This window comes from Phycisphaerales bacterium, from assembly GCA_020852515.1.
Classification (GTDB): Bacteria; Planctomycetota; Phycisphaerae; order Phycisphaerales; family UBA5793; genus UBA5793.
The window spans coordinates 23,960-49,400 of the sequence record JADZAS010000036.1; the positions used below are offsets into that span (position 1 = coordinate 23,960).

13 protein-coding genes are annotated in these 25,441 nt (G+C 62.5%); 7 read left to right on the top strand and 6 right to left on the bottom strand.

Annotation, left to right across the window (positions count from 1 at the left end):
• The first annotated feature begins 6 nt into the window (after positions 1 to 6).
• Positions 7 to 3,507, top strand: coding sequence for an efflux RND transporter permease subunit (locus IT430_19855; GenBank protein MCC6910193.1), 3,501 nt, complete (start codon positions 7 to 9; stop codon positions 3,505 to 3,507).
• 219 nt (positions 3,508 to 3,726) lie between these two features.
• Here the strand turns inward: IT430_19855 and IT430_19860 are convergent, their stop codons facing one another.
• From IT430_19860 to IT430_19880, 5 genes are all read right to left on the bottom strand, one after another.
• On the bottom strand, positions 3,727 to 5,160 hold the full coding sequence (locus IT430_19860; protein ID MCC6910194.1) for a hypothetical protein: 1,434 nt from the start codon (positions 5,158 to 5,160) through the stop codon (positions 3,727 to 3,729).
• 785 nt (positions 5,161 to 5,945) lie between these two features.
• Positions 5,946 to 9,020, bottom strand: coding sequence for an AAA family ATPase (locus IT430_19865; protein ID MCC6910195.1), 3,075 nt, complete (start codon positions 9,018 to 9,020; stop codon positions 5,946 to 5,948).
• Complete coding sequence (locus IT430_19870) at positions 9,017 to 10,759, bottom strand: hypothetical protein (GenBank protein ID MCC6910196.1); 1,743 nt, start codon at positions 10,757 to 10,759, stop codon at positions 9,017 to 9,019. Before IT430_19870 ends, IT430_19865 begins: the two co-directional genes overlap by 4 nt.
• A gap of 45 nt (positions 10,760 to 10,804) precedes the next feature.
• The gene (locus tag IT430_19875) at positions 10,805 to 12,082 is read right to left on the bottom strand and encodes a DUF2130 domain-containing protein (GenBank protein ID MCC6910197.1); all 1,278 of its coding nucleotides are present in this window, start codon (positions 12,080 to 12,082) and stop codon (positions 10,805 to 10,807) included.
• A gap of 166 nt (positions 12,083 to 12,248) precedes the next feature.
• Positions 12,249 to 12,707, bottom strand: coding sequence for a restriction endonuclease (locus IT430_19880; protein MCC6910198.1), 459 nt, complete (start codon positions 12,705 to 12,707; stop codon positions 12,249 to 12,251).
• A gap of 658 nt (positions 12,708 to 13,365) precedes the next feature.
• Here IT430_19880 and IT430_19885 point away from each other — a divergent pair.
• From IT430_19885 to IT430_19910, 6 genes are all read left to right on the top strand, one after another.
• Positions 13,366 to 14,619: an AIPR family protein gene (locus IT430_19885; GenBank protein ID MCC6910199.1), complete on the top strand. Its 1,254-nt coding sequence runs from the start codon at positions 13,366 to 13,368 to the stop codon at positions 14,617 to 14,619.
• 112 nt (positions 14,620 to 14,731) lie between these two features.
• Positions 14,732 to 18,103 (top strand): hypothetical protein, encoded by a 3,372-nt coding sequence (locus IT430_19890; protein ID MCC6910200.1) that lies wholly within the window; start codon positions 14,732 to 14,734, stop codon positions 18,101 to 18,103.
• 2 nt (positions 18,104 to 18,105) lie between these two features.
• Positions 18,106 to 19,938 carry a sigma-70 family RNA polymerase sigma factor gene (locus IT430_19895; GenBank protein MCC6910201.1) on the top strand — a complete coding sequence of 611 codons (1,833 nt, stop codon included), beginning with the start codon at positions 18,106 to 18,108 and terminating at the stop codon, positions 19,936 to 19,938.
• On the top strand, positions 19,824 to 23,315 hold the full coding sequence (locus tag IT430_19900; protein MCC6910202.1) for an Eco57I restriction-modification methylase domain-containing protein: 3,492 nt from the start codon (positions 19,824 to 19,826) through the stop codon (positions 23,313 to 23,315). The genes IT430_19895 and IT430_19900 overlap by 115 nt, the downstream gene beginning before the upstream one ends.
• A 118-nt stretch (positions 23,316 to 23,433) precedes the next feature.
• Positions 23,434 to 23,904, top strand: a complete 471-nt coding sequence (locus tag IT430_19905; GenBank protein ID MCC6910203.1) for a hypothetical protein — start codon at positions 23,434 to 23,436, stop codon at positions 23,902 to 23,904.
• 9 nt (positions 23,905 to 23,913) lie between these two features.
• Positions 23,914 to 25,212: a hypothetical protein gene (locus IT430_19910; GenBank protein MCC6910204.1), complete on the top strand. Its 1,299-nt coding sequence runs from the start codon at positions 23,914 to 23,916 to the stop codon at positions 25,210 to 25,212.
• On the opposite strand, the gene IT430_19915 is transcribed toward IT430_19910, so the two are convergent.
• Positions 25,182 to 25,406, bottom strand: a complete 225-nt coding sequence (locus IT430_19915) for a hypothetical protein (GenBank protein MCC6910205.1) — start codon at positions 25,404 to 25,406, stop codon at positions 25,182 to 25,184. The two genes, IT430_19910 and IT430_19915, sit on opposite strands and share 31 nt — an antisense overlap.
• Positions 25,407 to 25,441 lie beyond the last annotated feature (35 nt).

Below are 25,441 nucleotides of genomic sequence, written 5' to 3' on the forward strand. Positions count from 1 at the left end.
ATGAGCATGACTGACGCCGGCGAGCCGAGTTCCAGCCATGGTCCGGCACCTGCGCCCGCCGCCGCGCACCATCACGGCGGCGTGAACGCGATCATTCGCATATTTCTGCACTCGAATCTCTCGATCATTCTCATCGCGCTGGCGGCGCTTCTCGGCGTCGCGGCTCAGCTGCTCACGCCGCGCGAGGAGGACCCGCAGATCGTCGTGCCGCTGGCGGACATTCACGTCGCCTTCCCCGGCCACAGCGCGGAGGAGACAGCGCGCCTCGTCGCCACACCTCTCGAAAAGATTCTCTACCAGATCGACGGCGTCGAATACGTGTACTCGATGTCCAGGCGCGACAGCGCCGTCATCACCGTGCGATTCTTCGTGGGTGAAGACCGCGAACGCAGCCTCGTCAAGCTCTACAAACGCATCGATGAGAAGATCGATCTCGTGCCGCCGGGCGTGAGCGGCTGGGTCGTCAAGCCCGTCGAGATCGATGATGTGCCGATCGTGACGATGACACTCACCGGGCCGTCGGCCGATCCGTTCACGCTCCGCCGCGTGGGAGAGGAGATCGTCGAGCGCCTCGCCACGCAGCGCGACGTCTCGCGGGCTTACGTGGTGGGCGGCGAGTCGCGGCAGGTCAGCGTGCGGCTCGATCCGGCGCGCCTGGCTGCCTACGGCATCGCTCCGGCGGACGTGCAGCGCGCCATCGCCGTGACCAACGTCGCCGCCTCGGCCGGTGCGATCGACCGAGGCGATGAGCACGTCAGCGTCGAGGCGGGGCAGGCGTTCTCCAGCGCAGCCGAATTGCGCGAACTCGTCGTGGGCCTGTTCGACGATCGGCCGGTGTTTCTCAAGGATGTGGCGGAGATCAGCGATGGCGCCGCGGAGATCTCCAGCTACGTCCGGCACGGCTGGGGGCCCGCAAGGGACTTCGGGCACCACGCGGCGGCGCCGGGATCGCTCATCGGCGCGCCCGCGACGGGCGCTGCTGACCCGCAGGAACTATCCGGCGCGGCCGTGACCATCGCCGTGGCCAAGAAGAAGGGCACCAATGCCGTCTGGGTGGCCGACGAGATTATCCGCCATGCCGGTGAGTTGCGCGACTCGATTATCCCCGACGACATGGAGCTGGTCATCACCCGCAACTACGGCTTGACCGCCGATGAAAAAGTCAACGAACTGATCGGAGCGCTCGGCGTGGCGGTGTTCATCGTCATCGCGCTGCTCACGATCGGGCTGGGCTGGCGCGAGGCATTGATCGTCGCGGTCGCCGTGCCGGTCGTGTTCGGCCTGACGCTGCTGGTGAACCTGCTCTTTGGATTCACGATCAATCGCGTGACGCTCTTTGCGCTGATCCTGTCGCTGGGTCTGCTCGTTGACGATCCCATCGTGGATGTCGAAAACATCGTGCGGCACTTTCGACTGCATGGACGCGCCACGCGCGAGATCGTGCTTGAAGCCGTGTCGGAAATCCGGCCGCCGCTGATCACGGCGACGCTGGCGGTGATCGTGTCCTTTCTTCCGATGATGTTCATCACCGGCATGATGGGGCCGTACATGCGCCCGATGGCGCTCAATGTGCCGGTCGCCATGCTCATGTCGATGCTTGTCGCATTCACGATCACGCCGTGGTTGTCGTACCACGGGCTGCGCCGGCACTACGGCGGCGAGACCGCGACGGCCGTGACCGATGAAGTTGACGAGCACGACATCACTGCCGTGCGCCAGACGCTGCTTTACCGGCTGTTCTATCCGCTGATGGCGCCGCTGCTGCACTCTCGTCGCAACGCGGCCGTCTTTCTCATCGTCATGGGCGTGCTCACCGTCGCGGCGATGCTGCTCGCGGCGTTTCGCACCGTGCCGCTGAAGATGCTGCCCTTTGACAACAAGAACGAACTGCTGCTCGTGCTCGATCTGCCCGAGGGAACCACGCTCGAGCGCACCGACGCCGCGGTGCGAGACCTCGAGGAGTCCATAGCGCAGGTGCCGGAAGTGGTTGACTTCACCAGTTACGTCGGCCTCGCCTCGCCGATGGATTTCAACGGCCTCGTGCGGCACTACTACCTGCGGCAGGGCGCCAACGTGGCGGAGATCCGCCTCGGTCTCGTCGGCAAGAAGAGTCGCTCGCAACAGAGCCACTCGCTTGGCCTGCGCGAGCGCGACGCGTGGACGCGGATCGCCGCGGGCCACGGCGCGAGTCTCAAGATCGTCGAGACGCCGCCGGGCCCGCCGGTTCTCTCGACGCTCGTGGCCGAGGTGCGCGGCCAGGCGGATTCGTCATACGACGAACTCATCGCCGCCGCGCGGTCTGTGCGCGGCCGGCTTGAAGTCGAGCCAGGCGTGGTCGATGTCGATGACACGATCGAAGCGCCGCAGGGCAAGTGGCGCTTCGTCGTGGACCGGGAGAAGGCGGCGATCAACGGCATCTCCGTCGATGATGTCGCGCAGAGCCTCGCCCTGGCCGTCGAGGGCGCCACGGCCGGCACCATCCGCGATCCCGACGATCGCCAGCCGGTGGTGATCGAGTTGCGTCTGCCCCGGCCGCTGCGCTCGAATTGGGGCCTGCTCAACGAGATTCGGCTGCGCGGCGCGAGCGGCTCCATGACGCCGCTGGCCGAGATCGGCGCGTGGGAGGTGTTGCGCGTCGAGCAGACGATCTATCACAAGAATCTCGAGCCGGTCGTATACGTGACGGCCGAATCCGCCGGCCGCCCGCCGGCCGACGTGGTCGTCGATCTTCTCGCCGATCGCGCTGCATTTGAGGCGATGCCCGACGGAGCGGAGCGCGCCGGCAGCGGCTGGATCGCACAGGCTGAGCCACGCAGCGCCGACGGCCGTTCGTTCATCAGGCCCGGCGGGGGCGTGGCGTGGGCCGTGCCCGATGGCATCAACGTCGCTTTCACCGGCGAGGGCGAACTCAAGATCACCCTCGAGGTCTTCCGCGACCTTGGCATCGCATTCGGCGTGGCGCTTGCGGGCATCTACATCCTGCTCGTGGCGCAGACCGGTTCATTCGCCATTCCCGCTGTCGTGATGCTCGCCATTCCGCTCACGGTGCTGGGCGTGATGCCCGGCTTCTGGCTGCTCAACGTGCTCTCGGGCGGCAACGTCGGCGGCTACGCGGATCCCATCTTCTTCACCGCGACGGGGATGATCGGCATGATCGCCTTGGCCGGCATCGTCACGCGCGACTCAATCATCCTCGTGGATTTCATCCACCTCTCGCTGCAGCGCGGCCGGTCGCTGTTTGACGCCATCATGGAAAGCCGCGTGGTGCGCCTGAGGCCGATCCTGCTCACCGCGGGCACGGCAATGCTCAGCGCCGCCCCGATCGCCATCGACCCGATTTTCTCGGGTCTGGCGTGGTCGCTCATCTTCGGGCTGTTCGCCTCGACGGTGTTTACGCTGTTCGTGATTCCGGTTGCGTACTGGCTCATCTACGCCAACACGCCGGGCCACGGCGCAGGGGAGCGCGCCGGGGGCACGGCCATCGCGAAGCCACAAGCGGCGGGATAGTGCGGATTCAGTTGGAAATCGGGGAAAGTGGAGCTGATCGGGATCGAACCGACGACCTCTTGCATGCCATGCCGTCCCAAGCCTGGGCCTGAACGCGTAAACGACGCTAGGACCGAGCTTTGCCGATTGCAAGCGTTGCCAGAATCGTCCCGTTTTTGGCGAGTTTTGGCAGCCAGCGCGGTTCCCACACCGCGCTGCACCGCGCCATGTGCGCAGAATTCAGCCGTCCCCTTTACCCTGCAGGCACTTCGCTGCTCGCCACCGCTTGGGGTCGGCTATTTCGCAAGCCAGCCATTCGCCAAAGCTAGATTCAATGAGTTCCCGCTTTGCGCTGTAAGGGACCCTAAGACACTCGATCCTTCCCGCGCTCGCTTCGCGAGATACTCGCGACATTGCGCTGTCAAGCCTGATGCCGGGAATGACGCTTATGAGGCGGGCCGCGCCCTCCTTTATGCTGATCGTACTCGGGTCAACAGAGGTGGCCGGATTTGCCCGCGAGGAAAGGTCAGTTTGCGTCGATGGTGCGCAAGTCGGCGATCGGTCCGGCGCGCCGTGGGCGCAGCCCGCAAGCTGAGGGGCTTGAGTTCCACGTTGCAAAGGCTCGTTTGCGATTGACCCTAGTTCAGCCTGAACTCGAGCACGACGCAGAGTTTCCGACTGCGTTATCGCCTTCTTCATGGTCTCCGGATGGCAGCGGCTCCGTCGAGCCAGCTCATTGACCCCAGGAAACGGGTGGTTGCGGATGTACTCCTCCCCACGTTCCTTGGCGACCCGCCACGCCTTGGTGCCATCACCACGGTTCTTGGCGTCCTCCTGGCATGTCGTCTCAAATGCAAGCCCTGCAGCAGGTTTCGTGCTTGGAGCAGCCTCGGAACCGATCGAAGCAGGCTCCACCCCGGCAATCGCCGCCGCACTGACTCCGGTCCGAGTAATGCCTCGCGCGCCTCCGTCGTGCTCGAGCCCGTCTGGCTCATCGTGTCGGATTGAATCCACCCCAATGGGAGGAAGGGAGCGCTCCACGAAGATCTGGCCGGGGACTCGTCGGCGGCTATTCCCATCGAAGCCGCGAATGAACTCGATGACGTGCGGACGCTTCTTCTTCAGCAGGACATCTCGGGCAATCTCGCCCTGGTCCGTCAACCTGATCGCCACGATGTCGTAGCGGTACCTCTTTCGATCTGTCGAGCCGTCGACTGGTTCGCTCATATGCAGAACGTCTGACTTGACGAAACGAGCGACTGCCGAAGCGTGGTCACCGCTGACGCGGCACTCCGCTCTCGTCCATGTGGCGCAAGAGTTCCAACGAGCCGACACGATGGCCCGGGCTTCCATAAAGCCACAGTCGACAAGCATCAAGATCGCCTCGCTGTCGAGGCTGGAGAGCTCTTCCCAGTCAATGGCGACCCAGCGCCCGTTCTGTTTGACCAGGATCTGCGCGAGCTTGTGATCCAGCAGATCCACTTTACGCGGGTGCGCGAGATTGGGCAGTTCGTCGAGCAATGCAGTCGGCAACAGCAATCCCGGCCTGCCGTTACCTGTTTCGCGGCCCAGGACACTTGGCGCGGGCCTCGACGCCCGCGCGTCTCGACTCGCCGACGGTCGACTCTGTTGTGAGCGCGATCCGGATCCTGCTGTCTTCGAGAGGGGTTTCATGGCACCTCCTTGCGAACAAGTCAATGATCCTGCCTCGGGTCTGAGTCGCGCAATGATAGAACCGTTCAGCGCCACGTTGGGCCGTGAAGTGGAGCGGGTTGCGGGCAGGAGCAGGTGGCACCCGGCCGCAGGTCGATCTGGGAGGATGTCCTTCGGTGGACCCTCTCGTCCGTCTGGGGCTCAGTTCCACCACTCGGTTCCCTCGCTGCCACATCACTTCGTTCGATCGAGACAGTGTGCGTCGTCGGCACGTCCCGAGACGAAGACGAAGTGTGCCGGGGATGCGTGCGATACGTTCCATCCTCCGGCGACCAACGCGAACTGACACAACACCAGCCGCGACTAGGCGGTACGCCGGTGAGTCCCGTGCGGCGGTAACGGACGAATGACGGACCGGCCCCGCAGGGCGCCAGATTCGGCGGGTCCGGCGTGAGGCGTGCATGACTCGGAGACGGGCAGCGCGGCGGCGACGGCCTAAGCACCGCGACTGAAAGCCGTCAGGCAAGCCAATCGCCGGCGGCCCGAACGAGCCGTACGCGGAGGAAGGCAAAGCCACTGACCGCTACCGGTCGCCGGCGGTTCCGCGCAGCGCGAATGCAGGATTGATCCGTGCGCGGCGCAGCTCGCCGGCTGACACTGGGTGCGTCCGCAATGACGGAAGGGCTGGCATCAAGCGCTGGCGCCGCCAAGGGCTAGGGCGGCGTGATGTTTGCGTCCGTGGCGCGGCGTCAGCTAAATCTGGCGGCGAGCGATATTGCCAGCGTCATCATGACCAATGGTGATGTTCACCGGCGTAGGTCATGGCGACGGAAGCCGTCCCCCAAGAAATCGAACTTGCGCTCGAAGAGCGTGGCGAGCTTCTCGCTTGCAGTCGCAAACAGGATCTGTCTACTGCCCGCCAAGGCAAGCTCGCGCAAGTAGTCCAGAAACGACAACGCATTTAGATCATCGACATGGGCGATCGGGTCGTCAATCAGAACCACAGGCGGGGCCGCCCGTAACTGTGCATTCTGAGCCAAGAAAATCGACAGGGCAAAAGCGGCTCGCTGACCGGTGCTGATCTCGCTGAGTGTGGCCTCGGTTGCGCGGTTCTTTCTGACAAGCGTGGAAAGGCAACCGCCAAGCCCTGAGAACTCTGCGGGGGCGTGGATACGGCCGAAGATCATCTCGATCTGCGCGCGGTTCCGCTTGAGCGCCGCCTCCATGGCACCGGTCAGGGAGTGGTTCGTCTGAATGGCCTCAAGTGCCTTGCCAGCTTTGACTAATCGCTCAATGCGGGGGCTTACTTCTGCCAGCTGCTTGGCGAGTTGTTCCCTCCGCTTTGTGGACTCCGCGAAGATGGTCTTCGCCTGCTGCTCCCTGCCAAGCACGGCTTGGAACTCCGCTGCGACTTTGCGGATCGAATCGGTCTCAACTACCAGCTCGGAGAGCGGTCTGTCTCCCGGCCACGGAAACGACTTGAGCAGGGTGCCGAGCTTCTCCCGAAGGCTGTCTGCTACTGCGCGGCGCTCCTTGAGCTGGGATACCGCTACTTTCAGGCTCTCAGTACTGGACTCCCCCAATCCCAGACCTGCCTCAAGCGATCGCTGAAGTGCCGCGGCCTTGGAACGCTCCTCCTCCAGCGTCCTGGCAGCGCTCGCCTGGTCGCGCTCGATCGTACCTCGGACTTGGTCGATGGTCTCCTTCGTCCAATCGGCCAGAGCGTGACCGGAATCGCGCAAGCCCACGAGGAGTTGATCCAACATGGCAACGGGTAGGCCTTGGGACTCCAGAGCTTGAAGTTCTTTATTCAATGCCTCAAGTCGTCGCTGTGCCTCGACAAGCGCCTGCCGTGCTCCTTCGATCTTCGACAGTGTGGCCACGACCGTGACCGCTCCATCGATCGCTGCCCGCTCGCAGAACTTCCCGAGCCACGTTGACGCATTCTCAACGATCACGGCTTGGCGCAGCGCCTCTTCGCGCTGCCGCAACTGCGACAGCAACACTTGTCCGCGAGCTTCGACGTGCTGATCCACGCCAAGCTGCATGTGCTTGGCCAACTCCCCGGGGGCGAACTGAGTGTGGCACAGGGGACACTCCTCGGATAGGGGACTGACCTGGAGGATCTGGGCTGCGATGTCGCGAAGCTGTTGCGCCAGGCTGACTGAGTGATCGCGGAGCCGTGTGAAGCATGCGTGCTCTTCCTTCGCGGCGTTCACTGCCTTTTGTGCAGCCGTGCGCGCCGCCTTGGCAGCCGCGGCGAGTGCGACAACAGTCGCTTCAGGCTGGCTCTTCGCGAGCACGGTCAGCAACGTGTCATCGGAGCCGGCTAGCAATCCGCCGTGGGATGTCACGGCGTTCTGCAGCTTGCGAAGTTCCTCTGCGCGATCGGGCAGGCCGGCGTCCACCACGCGCGCCGCGTCAGCAATCAGCGTCAAGGCGCTCTGGAAACGGCGGACCTGATCTACGAGTCGCCTTTCCTTCTTTCGATGCTCCTCGAGGCGCTCTATGTCTGCTTCCGCCCTTTCGCATGCCTTCTTGGCGTCGCTGCTGTACTTCTTCAGTCCATCGGCTGACGTAGGAGACGCCGCCCACTCAAACGCGGCGGCCTGCATCGCCAATGACTCCAGTTCCGGAAGCGATTCGAGGAGAAGTTCGGGAAACTCTGCTTTGTCCTTGGTCGGCGCCGGCCACTTGAGACGGCGCACCATGTCCTCGACCCGCGTGAGTATTGAGTCTGACTCCTGTTTGACACTACCCGCTTCCTTGAGACGGGCGTCAAGCGTGACGATCTCGCTTTTGATTTGAGTTTCAAGAGGCCGCAGTTCGCGGAGCTTGGCTGTTGTGGCGTCATGCAGTCGCTCGATCTCACGCCACGTCTTGGACGCCTCGGACCCCACGAGCAGATTGGAAAGATCGTCGTCAAGCCGTGCGGTCGATTCCGCGAGGCCGACTGCTGCGTCGGTATCGAGAAAGTTGAACAGTGCAAAACTCAGGTATAGGTTGTTTGTCTTCACCTCCGGCTGCCCGTACCAGTGCAGATTCCTTTGCCTGAACGTCTTCTGAGGTCGGGTATGCGTCGCAGTCTCCTTGCTGCCATCGGCGAACACCGCCGCGATGTCGTACGCGCCGTCCGCGTGCGCATTTCGTTTGTTCCTTCCGCAATAGAGGAGCTCGATGGCCTCAAGGAGCGATGTCTTTCCTGATCCGTTGGCACCGACAATGAGATTCACTGTGCCGAACGCAAAGTCGCGTTGCAGAGGAAACTCTCGAAACTTCGCAAGCTGAAGCGATTTCAGAAACGGCAGCGGGCTGAGGGATGGCTGCGGCGTTGGCACTGTAGGCGGGGGCGAAGGTGTTGCGGACGCCGTTTCAATCAGTGCCAATCGACTGGGAAGCGGCTTATCGCTCAGTACCGCCTTATCAAGACCGACCTCCGTCAGCTTTGCGAGCCACACCGAGTGAATGCTGGCTTCTGGCAGTGCGTCCGGCGATGCCGATGGAGGAGCCCCGAACGCAGCATCCAGCTCACTCTCAGTAATGACGAATTTGCGAGCATAGGTGCGATCCAGCTCTATCCACTGTTTGGCTTCTTCCATCGCACTGGTGCGCGCCTGCTCGGCACTGACGACAAAATACAGATAGTTACTCCACTGCAGGCTTTTCTTGCCCTCAAAGTACCGCTTTCCTATCACCCGATCCTGATAGTCTGTGAGCGCCTCACGCGTAGTAGGCAGATGCGAACCGACATCGACGTAGTACAGAGCGAACGCATGGCCGTTCGATTTGCGAGTGAATCGGATTACGAATTCCTCGACCTGTTCAGCGTCCGGGAAGCGGAGCGCAAGTCGTTCGCGCAGTTGGCCAATGTTGAGCATCATGATGCCCTCGCGATGTCAAATTCTGACCCAGATCGAGGCTCGTCGATCTTCAGGTAGCGAGTGCGGTCGAATAGCTGGATCGCTCCGTTGCCCTGGCGATACCAGAGGTGAAGCCTTTGCCGAGCCTCGATCCCCGCATCGGGATTGGGCGAAGCCCTCTGAAGGTACTCGGCCATCCGTTTCCCGACGGCCTCGATGTCAGTGTCGCTTGCGTCTTCACCCATATAGATGGCCGTAGCTCGGCGACCGGCTGACGATACGACGTTCTGGTGTGGAGCCCATTCGAGGCGGAAGCCTCCTTTGAGATCGTCAAGTGCGGGCGGCAGGTGGGCGTGAGTGCTCAGAATGTCCCAGAGCCGCCCGCAGCGCCTGAGTCGTCCAATGCGAAACAGCCGTGCGTCGGGATCGCTGTCCTGACAGAAGGTCATGCGGCGGATGACTTCCGACGCCTGGATACCGCAAGAATCGAGCTTTTGGAGGTGATGCCAATTGGCGTCAGTGCCGATACTTCCCGCGCACAGGGCCAGAACACGCTCGGCGTTGAACGGATTGACGCCTGCCAGTTCCGCAATGTCGTGTTGCGCATTACCACATTCCGCAACAACTGTCGCGAAGCCGTCTGTTGGACCGGGATGCGGCACCCAGGCAGAGGCGTGGGCATCCCAAGTCTTCATTGCAGTGAGCTGGGGTCCGCGGCGCCGAGAGAGTGAAGCCGGGACGCCGCGATGGGCAACTTTACTCGCCGTGATCAGGTAGACTCCCGGTTCGTAGTTGAAGAAGAGTGCGTGGGACCGCATCGCCTGGAACCACGTATAGTACAGGCCGTTGCGGTGGTTGAAAGATAGAGTCGCGTCCTGATCGTCAAATGTGTCAGGACAGAGGTACCATGCGGAACCGGAAATGTTGTTCCAACATTGCGCGGCGCCGCCGCATCCCTCGCGCACGTCCTTCGCCCAGTTGAGACAGAGCACCTCGGTAGCGCCCCCGCCGAAGCGAAAGAGGCGGTCGCGGTACTGCCGGTACTGATATTGACGTGGCTGTCGGTTGAGCTGGATGTGAAGTACAAGGGCTCGGTCATAGACCTGTTCAGCCTCGGGGTCCAGGAACTCAAACGCATCCGAGCAAATCAGAGAAAGCAGGCGTGGGTCTCCGGAATCGCCGCCGAACTGGTAAACGCGGGTTCCCCGCTGCATTCCATTGACCTCGAAGTGGCCGTGGTCCCCCATCGGACAGGTCTTGAACTGGACAAGCAGCACCAGCCTGCTTGCACCGTTGGGCTCCGTTGGAGGTGCAACAAACACGTATGCGAGTGGATCGACAAACCGGTGGTCGTCCGGCAGAAGTGTCTCAAAGAGAACAGTGGCATGAGGGGCAAGATCCCGCTTCAAAGCCTCAAGCTCGGTGTATCTGATGCTCTCGCAACCAAGTGCCCAAAGCGAGCCGTCCGCAGGGGTGTTGCCCGCCCGGATTGCCTCTGACAGGGTCTCCCACGGCAGTGAGTACTCAGGAGTGACCGCGAGTGCGGCGTTGTTCGTGCGAGCCTCATTCAAGAAGCCCCGGAACTGGTTGAGGGCAAGTGCACGGTCCTGGTGGCGCACACCGGCGGCGCTGGCCTCGATGTGTCCTTGGGGTTGCAGGAGAAGCACGGAGTAGTTGTCAACGTTGGGAACGAGCGCGCGGAGTACCGGCGGGCCAAGCCCGGCGGGAGTGAGCAGATCGTTGACCGACTGGATCTCCACGGGTCGCGTGTTGCCTCCTAATTCGAGCCTTGTCCAGTGCTGCGCTCAGGCCACATGCGGTCCGTCGCTACCTTCGAGCATCTTCACTTCCAAGCCCTCGATCTCCTGGAGCGTCTTGCCGGCGATCCCCTGAAGGTCGCCGTACATGCCGGCGGTGGATTCGATCACACCGCGAATCTGCTCCTCGCGCTTCGCCCATAGCCGCGTCATCGTCTTGCGCTCCTTGTCGAGGTCCTCGTGCATGTCGGTGAACTTCTCGACGATGGCCTGCACGCGGTGCCGGAACCGCGGGCCGGTGAGGTACTGGTAGACCATTTCCATCTTCGTCTGCTGCCCCTCGCCCGCCGTCTTGGTCGCCGCGATCTCGATCAGCGTGTGTCGGAGCGCCACGGCGACGGGAATGGCGCACTTGAACGACGTGACCCATACCCCGCCGATCAGGCTGAACGTGTCGGTGTCCTTCGGGAGCACGTGCGATGCGACGATGGCGACTTCGGCGCCGGCGGCGCGCATGTCCTCGCGGACTTTGGCGAGCCAGCCGTCGCTCCAGTTCTTCGTGCGTTTCGATTCCCACAGGATCGTGCCGCATGGCTGACCAGATGGGCCGAACACCCGATGCAGCACGTCGCCGCCGTGCTCGCCTTTCGCGACCGGCTCGATGGTGTCCCGCGGGAACTTCTCGCGGAGGATGGCCTCCAGCTCAAGCTCCTGGATTTCGCCTTGAAGCTGCTGCGATCCCTGCTCGGCCTTGCGCAGCGCGTCCTGCAGCTTGGTCTGCAAATCCGTGATGGTCTTGTCCTTCTCGGCGATCTTGAGGCGGGCCTGCTCGTCGGCGTCTTTCTGCGCCGACTCACGGATCTTCGCCCGCTCCGCGTCGATGGCCCGCTGCTTCTCAAGCTCGAACTGTTCCTTCTCCTCCTGGAGTCGCTGACGGTCCTGGCGAAGTTCAAGCTCGTTCTTGCGGGCCTCGGCGAGTTTCGCGTCACGGTCCTTTAGCAGCGCCTCGGTAGCATCCTTGTCCTCGTGTGCCTTGGCGATGTCATCGGCGACAGCGTCGCGGGCCTTCTTCGCCTCGGCCGCGGCGATGCCGGCACGCTCGGTTTTCAGTCTGGCTGCGACCTGTTCGTCGATGGACTCCTGAGCCTTGGCGAGAACCGCCTGCTGCTCCTTGACCGCGGCCTCGCGCTTGACGATGTCGGAGTCTTTCTGGGCGATCTGCTGCTCATACTGCCGACGAGTGGATTCGATGAGCGGTGCCGCAAGCGACTCCGTCAGCTTGATCTCGGTCTTGCAGTTCGGGCAGACGATCGTTGCTTCTTGCATGAATCTGCCTCGAGAATCGTATCCTGGTCGAAATCAGCCCCCGCGACGCGAGTACCGGCGGCTCATCCCGTGATGGTCCCCTACGACCTGGGGGCAGTCTAGACCAGGCGAACTCGTGGGTCAGCCGCCGCCCCTGCGCCCGGCGGGCCTTGGCAGCGGCGACCATTCAGCAATAACCACGGCTATGTATTGTGTCAGCGCTAGCGAGTAGAAGTTTGAGCCGTGGCCGCCTGTTTCGCGGGGAAACGAAAGGTGAGCCATACGTCGCGATGTCCCGCGTGTAATTGCAGTTGGGAAACGTCGAGCAGCCCAAGAACTTGGAGCCTGCACGAACGCCGCGCTTGGCGGTGCGCGGTATCAACACAGCGCCACATTGCGGGCAGATCGGCGCGGATGCACGTGCCGATTCAGAATCCTCTTCGATTCTCTCTGTCTCAATTCGCCCTGATGCTTGGACATCGCTGATCATCTGCACGAGTTCGCGGCCATCGATCAGGCGGATCGGATTCTTCGCGGCAGAGTCGGTCGCCTCGGCCGTGAACTGACCCGAGGTCACGACGATGCCTGACTGAGCGCCTTCGCTCGTCACAACGCCGAGCGATTCGCGCACGATCTGGACGCCCACCTGCCGCCGCTTCCAGTGCTTGCACTGCACGAGCGTCACGGCGCCGGCTTTGCCGAGGCGGATGTCGATGCCGTCGTCCGAGCCATCCCGTCCGCTGTGGCGTCGGGATCAGACCGACAAGCGGATGCCGGTCACTCCGCACGGGGCTTGAAGCAGGCGGACCTGTTCGTTTACGGATCGGGGCGGGACGGCCCTTTCGGCGCCACGCGAAATCCACGCGGGAATCCGCGAGGTTTCGTAGGCTGGGCCACGCCGAACCGCGCTCTCTGGTTTGCTGCGTTGGCGTAGGCCGCATCGCGGAAGGCGGCTTGGGGCCCCATTGCGCACGCCAAACTCTCGGCTCTCGGCGGAGAGCGGTGGATCGGGTTGGTTGCGGCAAGGGCCCATCGTTCGATGCGTTCGCATCCCCCGTTTCGCCAGCCCGAAACTGCTCGAATACCCGCTGCCAAGGGGGTTCTTGGTCATCACTCCGGCTGGCAGGGGCGGCTGGCCCTCAATGAGGCACGCTACCTGATGGGGCATCGGGCGACGGGTTGTTGAACACAGTCAGCGGCAGCGTGGTATACTCATGTGGTCGCCTTTCGCTCGCGAGAGCGGGGCCGCCGAAGCAAAGTCGGGTCGCGGCATGCCGCCGCCCGCGAACATTCAGGAGATTCACATGGCTAGCGCCACAGCGCATCGCCCCGTGCCCGTCGAGTTCTTGGTGCATGTTGACGACTTTCGAACGCACAGAATTCCGGGCCTCCCCAGTTCGAAGGTCGGTTCCTGCTTCATCCGTGCGGATGAGCTTGTCAAGCACTTGGACCTAGACGAGTGGCTTGCGGTCAATCCTCGCGTGCCCACGCGAAGCGCCAAAGACGTACTCACCGGTCACGTCGTTCGCGGCATCCAAGACACCCTGCGAGAGGCACCCTCAGACTTCGCTCTGAAGAACCAGGGTCTGTATCTGCTCGTCGCATCCGTCGGAGAATACGAGCGGCAGCGAGATGGTGGCCGTCTGCGCTTCACCATGTCCGATCCTCTCGCCCATGGGCTATGCAACGGCGGACACACCTACGCAGCGGTTCGCGAGTACTCAGAGCGTGCGGAAAACCCACAGACGCTTGAAGAAGTATGGGTTCGCCTCCATCTCTTCGAGGGTATTGACCCCGACAAGGTGCCGGCGATGGCCGAAGGGCTCAACCGGAGCCGGCAGGTCGATGACCCAAGTCTGATGAACCTCGAGGGTCAGTTCGATGCTATCCGGAAGGCGCTACAGGGGAAGCCCGGTCACAAAGAGATCGCCTACAGGCAGGGCGATCCGGGCAACTACTACATCACGGAGATCATCCGCGCGATCATGTTTTTCAACTGCCAGCGGTTCGATAGCCGCAAGCATCCCAGCACGCTCTATCGCCAGCAGAAACAGATGCTCGACGCGTTCCGCGATGACGCCAACCAGCGGCCCTCGCCGATCGCCCTTGTCGTTCCGCACATCCACGAGATTCTGGTACTGATGGACTCGATTGCCCGGGCGACGCCAGCGGCGTGCAAACGGCTCAAGCCCGCGTTCGAGCTCGGCCGGATGAAAGGCGAGCGGGCAGGCGTTCGAGCGGGTTCAGCCGCGCACAAGGACACGCCGTTGTTCTTCCTCGGCACGAAGATGGACCACAAGATCCACACCGGATGGCTGCTGGTCATGCTGGCGGCCTTCAGAGCCAACGTCCGCTGGGATTTGACGCGCGGCGTATTCGAATGGAAGACGCCCTCGACGGAGCTGCTCCCGAAGGTTATCGACGGCCTGGTTGCGATCTGTGTTCAGGAGTATCGGGACAACAAGTCCAAACCCGACGAGATGGCGCGCAACCCAGCCGTGTACGACCGCTGCTACAAGGAAATCGAGCTGGAGCTCTTACGTTCCGGCATCCGCTGACCACCTCCCGTGATGCCGCGGTCGCTCTCGGCGAACGACCACGGCATTCTCGGCAGGAGCACAGTCCGTTGGCCGCTCACGCCGATGTGCGACCAAACTTTGAGGAATGACGATGCCACGAATCTTTGACAACATCGAGACCCGCCTCGGCGACGGCTTGCGCGAGGCACTCGCCAGCGCTGCGAGGGGCGATTTCTGCGTGGGGTATTTCAATCTCCGAGGCTGGCGCTTGCTGGACTCCCCGATCGACCACTGGTCCGGAACGGACGAGAACTGCTGTCGGCTGCTGGTCGGCATGCATCGAACACCTGAGGAGTCGATTCGACTTCTCCATTCAGCGACTCCAACGGACGAGCTGGTTGACCAGGCGACGGCGCGCACGCTGCACAAGCAGATCGCGGAGGACTTCCGGCGACAGCTCGCCAGTGGCGTTCCTTCCAACGAGGATGAGCTTGGGCTTCGACGGCTTGCGGGCCAGCTTCGGTCCCGCCGCGTTCGGACGAAGCTGTATCTGCGCCACCCATTGCACGCGAAGCTCTATCTCTGCTTTCGATCTGACCCCACCAGTCCATCCATCGGATTCCTCGGCTCCAGCAACCTGACCATGCCGGGCCTCCTCAAACAGGGAGAGCTGAACGTCGACGTTCTGGATCACGATGCTTGCGTCAAGCTGGCGAAGTGGTTTGACGACCGCTGGAACGACCGGTTCTGCATTGATATCAGCAACGAGCTCGCGGACATCATCGACCAGAGCTGGGCGGCAGAACAACAGTTGTCGCCCTACCTGCTGTATCTCAAGATCGCCTATCACCTCTGCCGTGAGGCACGCGAGGGCGTGGCACTTTTTGACCTGCCCGCGGCCTTCCGCGGTCTTCTCTTCGAGTATCAGGCGAAGGCTGTTCAGTTGGCGGCCCAGCATCTGAATAGGCGCGGAGGCGTGATCCTGGGCGACGTTGTGGGCCTCGGTAAGACCATGATGGCGTCGGCCTTGGCGCGAATGCTCGAGGACGACTTGGGCATCGAGACGTTGATTCTCTGTCCGCCCAAGTTGCAGCGCATGTGGGACGACTACCGCCAGCGCTTTGGCCTGCGGGCGACGATCGCGCCGATCAGTCAGGCGCAGCAGCAACTTCCGGAGCTGCGCCGCCACAGGCTGGTCATCATCGACGAGAGTCACAACCTGCGGAATCGTCAGGGCAATAGGTATCTCGCCATTCGGGAGTACCTTGCTCAGAACGAGTCCAAAGTCATCATGCTGTCGGCAACCCCGTACAACAAGTCGTACGGCGACCTTGCCAGCCAGTTGCGCCTCTTCGTGGAGCCCGACCAGCCGCTGCCGTGTCAGCCTGAGAAGTACGTCGAGGAGATTGGCGAGACCGAGTTCATCCGGAGGCACCAGTGCCGTCCGAACACCATCGACGGGTTCGAGAAGAGCATCCATCCGGATGACTGGCGGCAACTGATGCAGTTGTACCTTGTGCGCCGCACCCGAGGGTTCATTCGTCAGCACTACGCCCAGCGCGACGGCGCGAACGGCCGTGAGTACCTCACGCTCGCTGACGGGACTCGCAACTACTTCCCCGACCGCGTCCCGAAGGTCGTGAAGTTCGAGTGCAGGGAGAACGACCCGACCGACCAGTATGCCACGCTGTATTCTCCAGCCGTTGTTCAGACGTTGAGCACCCTCCATCTGCCGCGCTACGGTCTCAAGAACTACCTCGTTGATCCGATTCCGCAGGGCATCACCGCCGAGGAGCAACGAGCAATTGATGGGCTGTCGAGGGCCGGCCAGCGCATGATGGGATTCTGTCGAGTAGGCCTGTTCAAGCGGCTGGAGAGCAGCGGCGGTTCCTTCATTCTGTCACTGGAACGCCACATCCTTCGGAACGCCCTCGCGCAGCACGCGCTGGACAACGGGCTCCCACTCCCGATTGGCAAGTCGGACTTCGGCGAGTTCGATCCTTCTCAGACGGACGGCGACGCGGAACCCTCCCTGTTCGAGAGCGAGAACGGCGAGACGGAAGACCCCGTCGCCGCCGTCTCCGAGCCCCGCCACCCGACTCGCGATTTCATCCGCGCGAAAGCCGCGGAACTGTATGCCCTCTACCGAGACCGCTACGCAGGCAGATTCCGCTGGCTTCCCTCTGGTCTGTTCACCGGCGACCTGTCGGAGCACCTCCGCCAGGACAGTGACCGCCTCCTCGCCATCTGTGACGAGGTCGGTCCTTGGCGGCATGCCGAGGATGCAAAGCTCAACGCGCTCACGACGCTGTGCCAATCAACGCACGCGGATGAAAAGGTGCTCGTCTTCACTCAGTACGCAGACACCGCGGACTTCCTTGTGCGCGAGTTGGCACGTCGCGGTGTGACGAGGGTGGCTGCGGCCACGGGCAACAGTTCGGAAGACCCCACATCGTTGGCGTATCGCTTCAGCCCCAGAAGCAACTTGCGCCGTCCCGGCCAGGACCGCGAAGAACTTCGCGTGCTCGTCGCAACGGACGTGCTGAGCGAGGGCCAGAACCTGCAGGACGCCCACATCGTGGTCAACTACGACCTCCCGTGGGCCATCATCCGGCTCATCCAGCGAGCCGGCCGCGTCGACCGCATTGGGCAGCAGTCTCCGACGATACTCTGCTACAGCTTCATGCCGGCAGAAGGTGTGGACACAATCATCCGGCTCCGCACGCGTATCCGTGCCCGCTTGCGGCAGAATGCGGAGGTCGTGGGAACGGACGAAGCGTTCTTCGAAGACGAGGCTCCGGAGACCATAATCCGTGACCTCTACAACGAACGGTCGGGCGTCCTGAACGATGCAGACGGCGGTGAGACGGACCTCGCGTCGTATGCCTATGGAATCTGGAAGGATGCCAAGGAACGAGACCCATCGCTGGAGCGGGTAGTGCCGGCGCTGCCAGATGTGGTCTACACCGCTAAAGCGTCGCCAGCGGATGCCCTCGGCCCCGGCGCGATTGTCTATGTACGGACTGGTGATGATGTGGACGCACTCGCTCGGGTGAATCCCGAGGGTAAGGTCGTCAGCATGTCCCAGAGGCAAATTCTGGATGCCGCCGCCTGTTCGCCAGGCACACCCCCGGCTCCGCGCCGGGCGTGGCATCACGAGGCCGTGGCGGCGGGAGCATCGCACCTGCTGACAGAGCAGAAGCGAATCGGCGGCCAACTGGGTGGCCGGTCAGGCGCTCGGTTCAGGGTCTACGACCGGCTTAACCGCTTTGTGCAGGAGCGTGCCGGCACGCTGTTCGTCACGGATGAATTGAAGCGAGCGATCGAGGATGTCTACCGCTCGCCCCTTCGTCCCGTAGCGACCGAAACCCTCAACCGCCAGCTCAAGAGCGGTATCGCAGATGAAGACCTCGCCTCTCTCGTCGTAGCCATGCGTGCCGAAGGACGGCTCACGGTGCCGGACGACCAGAGGCGAGACCTCCAACCTCGCCTCATCTGTTCCCTCGGCCTCGTTCAGGGGTAAGCGTGCAAAGCGTCCGGGACCATCTCGCTCGCCACTCGTTCCGCAACCTCTTCATCGAGGAGTTGGGATGGGACATTGCATCCGGCGACGCGGTAGCAATCGCAGGTTCTACGTCGTTTGCGCTCCGACGGATTGCACACAAGCGAGGGGTTCAGGCGTTCACTTGCGAACTGACGCCCCAACAGTTGACCGATCGGAAGCTCCTCCGCACCATCGAATCTCAGCTGTCTCAGCAGGCGGTGGAGCATGTCGCCATCTACTTCTGTGAACACCTCCGACAACAGTGCTGGCAATGGGCCGCCGTCGGCCCCTCGGGCAAGCGACTGCGACATCGCGAGCACCCGTTTACCAGTCGGGTTCCGTCTGACAAAGTCGTCGCGAGGATTCAGGCACTCGCGATTGAATTTGAAGCAGAGGACGCAACGACGCTGTCGGACGTGTCTGCCCGGCTCAGAACCTCTTTCGATAATGATCCGGAGTTCTCCAGCTTCTTTCGAGGTGCCCGTTGGCGGGTGCTCAGCGACGCGCTGCACCGGCGCTGGCTGCAGACTCAGACAGATGCGGACCTGAACGCCTTTCTCACGATCCACCTGCCATTGCTCCCCTGGGCGGCAAAGAAGTTCGCTCCGCGACGGATGGAACAGGAGGACGCCGCCGCAGTCGCGTTCTTCGCGCTGCGCAGGGCTGCCCAGCAGTTCGACGCTGACCACGGTGCGCAGTTTTCAACATACGCCACAAAGGCGATGATGCAATGGATCGGACGACTCGCACCTGTCTACACCGATTTGATCAAGTGTCGGAGTCATCGGTGCCGGATATTCCGGCAATGCGAGCGGCAAGCCGAACGGCTTGCCGTCACCTCGGGAGAGTGGCGTGGTCGCCGCCTGCTCGAGTTGCTGACGATTCGTAGGACGACTCAGCCCGCCAGCGTGTTCCGCGCTGTGCGGCACATCGGCTCGTTCGACGACCGGTCAGCGCCGTTCCGACGCATGCTGAATGAGCGGCCAGACGACGCCCCCACTCCTCTTGAGCGAATGCTGCACGAAGAGCGAGTCGCGCGAATCCCTGCCGTCCTGGCAGGTCTGCCCGCCCGCGATGCCGCCATCGTGCAACAGCGGTTCGGACTAGGTGGAAGCGGCGTGAAGGCAACTCTTGAGCAGATTGGAACCGCGCATCGCCTGACCAAGGAGGGTGTGCGCCTGATACTGCTGCGGGTCATTGACGACTTGCGCGAGCTGTTCGACGAGCCCACTGAGAGCGAAATCACGAATCGTGCCGCGTGGACGCCAATGTCACTGGCAGGCCGCGATCTACTCGCGCCACTGCTTGCGGTTCCTGGTGCGGACGTCACCCCGATCCCGAGAGAACGGGCGATGCCCATCGCTTCTCGGCCCGCCACATACACGCTCACCCTTCAAGCCGGTCCGGTACCCAAGCTCTTTGACGGCATGCTCGCGCCGCACCTGGCCAACGGTACTGAGCATCCAGCTGTCTTGGGCGTCACGGACAATGGTCGATCGATTGCGTCGGCCGACAGTGCTGCGAACCCCGGAGACAGCGACATCGACCGAGTTCAGACCGCGCTTCAAGCCGCCGCTGCAGTTGGCGGTATGCTGGTCACAGAACTCATCACGACACTGGGGATCAACGGTGGACGCGTCAGAGCGGCCGTGCATGGCCTCGCCAAGTCCGGCGAAGCAGAGCGCGGCCCAGACCTACGTTGGCGGCTTGTCACGCGAAAGGGCGCCTCGATGGCCCCACCCTGCACACCGCCATTAACTCGATCCAACCATTCCACCACGCCTCTGCCATCGCTATTCGACGCGCACTCCTGAATGCCCGGGGCACATCCGCCATGACCCATACCGCCATCGATCCTGAGCCTATTCGTCGCCTGCTCGATGAGCATGACTTCGTGGCGCTGTTTCGCGAGCACCTGGGCTGGGATCGTCACGACCACGCGATCGACATTCCCGTTGGTACGCACGCCTTCCGTCTCGGAGCCGTTGCCGAGAAGCGCAACTTCGCGGTCTTCGAGTGCACTCCTGATGCCCGTGGCCGTGTGCCCGATCGCGCCAGCCGCGATGCGATCGAACGCGTTCTCGCCAAGACCGCCCACGAGCACCTCGTGATCTTCGCCGACAAAGATCGTCGCCACCAGGTCTGGATGTGGGTCCGTCGCGTGCCCGGCAAACCCGCCAGTCAGCAGTCCTACGAGTGGTTCAAGGGCCAGCCCACGGGCCAGATTCTGCAGCGCGTCTTGCCAACACTCGCCATTGCCTTTGACGACGATGACGCCACGACCCTTCCCGACGTGCGAGCGAAGGTCGCCGCGGCGTTTGATGTGGAGAAGGTCACCAAGAAGTTCTTCGAGCGATTCCAGAAGGAGCACGCGGCGTTCCACAAGTTCATCGAGGGCATTCAAGTCGCCGCCGACCGCGACTGGTACGCCTCGGTAATGCTGAACCGGTTGATGTTCTGCTATTTCATCCAGAAGAAGGGATTACTCGACGGCGATCGTGGCTATTTGCGCAACCGCCTCACCCGCCTTCAGTCCACCAAGGGCAAAGACAAGTTCTGGACGTTCTACCAGCACTTTCTCCTGCGCCTGTTCCACGAGGGTCTCAGCACAAAGCCCGGCCAGCGCTCCAAGGACTTGGACGCGATGATCGGCCGGATCCCGTACCTCAACGGCGGCCTGTTTGACATCCACGAGATCGAGGAGCGGTACGGCGACATCCAGATCCCGGACACCGCGTTCGAAAAGCTCTTCAAGTTCTTCGACGAGTACCGGTGGCACCTCGACGAGCGGCCTCTGCGCGAGAACAACGAGATCAACCCCGATGTTCTCGGCTACATTTTCGAGAAGTACATCAACCAGAAGCAGATGGGTGCCTACTACACCAAGGAGGACATCACCGGGTACATCTCACAGAACACGATCATCCCCTACATCCTTGATCAGGCGGTGGCGAGCTGCACGATCGCGTTCGTGCCGCCCAACGCCCCGACCGCCGGCGGTTCCGTCTGGCGGCTTCTCCAGAATGAGCCCGACCGCTACATCCACGAGCCCGTCCGGCGCGGCGTTATCGATGACGCCGGCAGCGCAATGCCGCTGCCGGCGAAGATCGCGGTCGGAGTTGGCGATGTGTCCAAGCGGAGCGGATGGAACAAGCCGGCCACAGCCCCCTTCGGCCTGCCGACCGAGACGTGGCGCGAGCATGTCGCCAGGCGGGAGCGGTGCCTGGATCTGCGGAAACGACTCGCCGCCGGAGAGGTGTCCACAGTTAACGACCTGGTAACCCAGAACCTCGACATCCGGCAGTTCGCGGCGGATGTCGTTGAGCGCTGCGAAGGGCCGGACCTTCTCCGAGCGGTGTGGAGGGCCGTCGAGTCCGTCACCGTGCTCGACCCGACTTGCGGTTCCGGGGCGTTCCTGTTCGCGGCCCTGAATGTCTTGGAGCCGCTGTACGAGGCATGCCTTGACCGCATGGGTGGCTTCCTTGACACGCTGGCCCGAGATGCCGCGGCGGCTGGCGAAGGAAAGGGGCGCGCCCCAGCCCCGGACACGTTCGCGGACTTTCGCCGCATCCTGGACCGCGTTGGGGACCATCCGAACCGCCGTTACTTCATCTTGAAGTCCATCATCGTCAACAACCTCTACGGCGTGGACATCATGGAGGAGGCATGTGAGATATGCAAACTTCGGCTGTTCCTGAAGCTTGTCGCTCAGGTAGAGGAGGGCTTGATTGAGCGGATCGAGCCGCTGCCGGACATCGACTTCAACATCCGAGCCGGCAACACGCTGGTTGGGTTCGCCAATCTTGACGCCGTGCGTTCCGCTCTTGCGGGCCGTTTGGACTTCGGTGGAGAGTTCGATCGCATCTCGGAGGAGGCCACTGATGCCGCCACTGAGTTCGAGCGGTTCCGCCGCGCCCAAACGGACTACAACACAGATGCTGTCGCACTCGCTGCAATCAAGCAGGGGCTCCGCCAGCGGTTTCGGACGCTCGAGTGCTCGCTGAACACACTTCTCGCTGGCGACTACGGCGTCCGCGTAGACCGCGAGGGCGCTCTTGATCGGTGGCACGCGCGATATCAGCCTTTCCACTGGAGCGTCGATTTCCATGCAATCATGGCCACCGGTGGCTTTTGTGCCATCATTGGCAATCCCCCGTACATCGAGCTGAAGGAACTGAAGGATTACACCGTGAAGGGGTACTCTACGGAGTCCGCGGGGAACCTCTATGCGCTCGTAATCGAGCAGTGTCTGCGTCTGCTGCGCCGCGATGGACGTCTGGGAATGATCGTGCCGGTGTCTTCGATCTCAACAGAGCGTTATGAGGCGCTCCAAGACCTGCTCACCTCACGCACGCTGTGGTACAGCGCCTACGACGACAGGCCGTCACGACTGTTTGACGGGCTAGAGCACATTCGCCTCACAATCCATCTTGCTGCTCCAGGCGAGGCCGCGCCGTCTCTCGCTTCCACGCGATACCACAAATGGGCAGCCACAGAGCGACCGACACTGTTCGAACGACTGTCGTATGTGGCGTCAGCACCGTGTCTGGTTCCCGGCACACTGCCCAAGCTCAACTACGAGTTTGAGCGGTCCATCATCGCTCGCCTACAGACGCCGCGACGTCGCATGGCGGAGTTCATCACCCGAAATGGGAAGCACTCGATCTATTACTCTCGCAAAGTTGGCTACTTTCTCCAGGTTCTGAATTTTGAGCCCGAGGTGCGAGACGGAAAGGGCGATCGCCGTCCACCTTCAGAGTTCAAAGAGCTGACGTTTCGGACACGAGGCGAAGCCGACGCTGTTTTGTGCTGTCTGAACTCAAACCTGTTCTACTGGTTCGTTACCGTGTTCTCTGATTGCAGGCACCTCAACCGGAGGGAGGTTGAGACTTTCCCCTTCGACTTGGGCTCTCTGTCGGAAGCACAAATGGAAGAGGCGCACACCCTCGCTCGGGCGTTGATGAGCGACCTGCGTGCACATTCCGAGCATCGCCGCATGAAGTTCAAGCACGACGACCTGACTGTGCAGTGCATCATCCCCAAGCGAAGCAAGGCCCTGATCGACAGGATCGACTTGTGGCTGGGGGACGTGCTCGGACTCTCCGTGTCAGAGGTGGACTTTGTCATGAACTACGATGTGAAGTACCGGATGGGAGAGTCTGCCACGGAAGATGAGGAGACCGAGGAGTGAATCAGAACAACCCACAAGACGTGTCCATGCATGGCCTTTGAGTCTCTTCTGGAAGAGATCGACGCCGAGGTCGATTTGGTGAACAAGGTCGGCTCGCGGTCCTTCGAGGGACGCGACTATGACCGGGCCAAGGAAGCCCTCGCCCCGGGCCGGCATCCTGATCGCATTCCGCGACAAGGTGGCCGCGCTGCGTGCGGAGTGGCAGACCATCGCCGCTGTCGCGGAGCAGGAGGAGGACGAGGAGACCAAGACCGCCCGGCGAAACCTTGGCAGGCTCCGCAACGGCCTCCGAACCCCGGAGGCCGCGTATCGGGAGCCCATCCTATGGGTGCTGCAGAGCATGGGGGGCTCGGGCAAGGCCGCTGACGTGCTGGAGAAGGTCGGCCAAATCATGAAGCCCAAGCTCCAATCGGTTGAATTCGAGCCACTCGCGTCGGGGCCGGAGAACCCGCGCTGGCGGAACGCCGCAATGGGCCAGGAACACGATGGTGAAGGAGGGCCTGTTGAAATCGGATTCCCCTCGCGGAATTTGGGAGGTCACCCCGATGGGCGCAAGCACAGTGTCGACCAGTCCCCCTTGAAGGCATAGGAGTCCGGAATGGCAGGCCACCCACTCGGACAGGAACGCCTCACCGGAAGCAATTGGCGGGCATTCCCCGCGATGACGACGGTCGGGTTCTACGACTCCTTTGCCCAATACATTGAGCTCAGCACGGTTAGCTCGGACGATCTCCGGATCGCACTTGCTGGCACAGACCCCACGATCGGCGTGCGGGTATTGCCGCTTCTGGTTCACGAACTGCAGCATTGGAGTGACCATATCTCGACGCTGGCAGGCCGCGTGCGGCTGGTGCGAGCCATCGAGGCAATGGAGGCACGCGTCGCGGATGATCCGACCCAGCTTTGGCGCATCATCGAACACCTGCGAGCGGCTGAAGCGCACTACTTCGACACGTACTATCAGACCATCAACTCCCTCAGCCCCGGCGATGATGGGCCAACGCGGCCATGGGCTTGGGAGCTCAGCTCCGGAATGCGGTTCAACCATGATGGTCGTCTCGCCAAAGAGCGGCCCATCTTCTTTACGCGCTTCGCGTGGCCCGACGGAACCATTGCGTGCAGGGTGCCTTTCTCCGTGTCCGCGCTGCTCGAGGCCAAGGCAATGGCGGCTGAGCTGTCGATGCACATCGCTGCTGCATCGAGGCTGCCGAAGGACGATGCCCTCGTCGAAATGGCGGTGGCATCCAACCTTCGAGTCGACCGCTTGTACGACCCACGCGTCGCGGTCTATAGCGCCGGCGCACACTTGATCGGTAACGTTGTTGGTCTCAGCGACGCCATGCGGGCATTCACCCTGGCAAGCCAACTGGCCCACGTGTGTCTTGACCTGCCGTCCTCAATGTTTGAGAGGCTCGTAATCCCTGAATCGTTTGCACCGTGGAAGGACCGCCTCGAGGGCGCAATCGCATCTCGAGACCGGAGCTTTGCGTTCTTGGTGCTCACGCACCACGGCGATGAAGCTCCAATCGGGACTCCTGATCAGTGGCTCGAAGAGACAGTTCGCCGCGGAGGTCTTCCGTCCTTGGCGGACATCAGGCGCGAATCCACAGCAGAATGCGCCCGCCTTCGCTCGGGTGCAGCAGCCGGTCGCTTTGAGCAGCGTCTCCAGCATCTGTGGATCCAAGGCGAGGCGATTCGACAGTCGCATGGCTACACGGACAGCTTTGGCAGCGTCGGCGGCGACGTGCCCCTCCCACCCGTGTACTGCAATGATCTTGCTTGGGTGCTGCCTGGGCATCTAAAGGGAACGACCGCCGAGGACGTCGAGAGGTGGTGGCTGTCGTGCAACCGACTCGCCCAGCAGTTTCAAGATCTTCGTCGCGCCTGCGGCGTGTAGCGATCGGGCGGCTCAAGCGGCTCGTCCAGCAGCAGCGGCTCATCGTCCGGGAGCAAATCCAGCGGGTCGTCCTCATTCTCGACCTCTGAATCGATGTCCGGATCGTCCTCCGCGTCCGGCAGCGGCTCGGGCAGCATGAGCGGGTCGAGCTCCAGCAGCGGTGGTACGGGGACGTTCTCGATTTGATGGCACACGCAACATAGCCGGCGCTCAGGGAGCGCACAAGCGT

What these genes read in the sequence shown, in the direction of transcription:
- IT430_19855 (MCC6910193.1), top strand. Translation starts at nt 7, where the DNA reads ATGACTGACGCCGGCGAGCCGAGTTCCAGCCATGGTCCGGCACCTGCG.
- IT430_19890 (MCC6910200.1), top strand. Translation starts at nt 14,732, where the DNA reads ATGCCACGAATCTTTGACAACATCGAGACCCGCCTCGGCGACGGCTTG.
- IT430_19865 (MCC6910195.1), bottom strand. Translation starts at nt 9,020, where the DNA reads ATGATGCTCAACATTGGCCAACTGCGCGAACGACTTGCGCTCCGCTTC.
- IT430_19860 (MCC6910194.1), bottom strand. Translation starts at nt 5,160, where the DNA reads ATGAAACCCCTCTCGAAGACAGCAGGATCCGGATCGCGCTCACAACAG.
- IT430_19910 (MCC6910204.1), top strand. Translation starts at nt 23,914, where the DNA reads ATGGCAGGCCACCCACTCGGACAGGAACGCCTCACCGGAAGCAATTGG.
- IT430_19905 (MCC6910203.1), top strand. Translation starts at nt 23,434, where the DNA reads ATGACCGGGCCAAGGAAGCCCTCGCCCCGGGCCGGCATCCTGATCGCA.
- IT430_19875 (MCC6910197.1), bottom strand. Translation starts at nt 12,082, where the DNA reads ATGCAAGAAGCAACGATCGTCTGCCCGAACTGCAAGACCGAGATCAAG.
- IT430_19885 (MCC6910199.1), top strand. Translation starts at nt 13,366, where the DNA reads ATGGCTAGCGCCACAGCGCATCGCCCCGTGCCCGTCGAGTTCTTGGTG.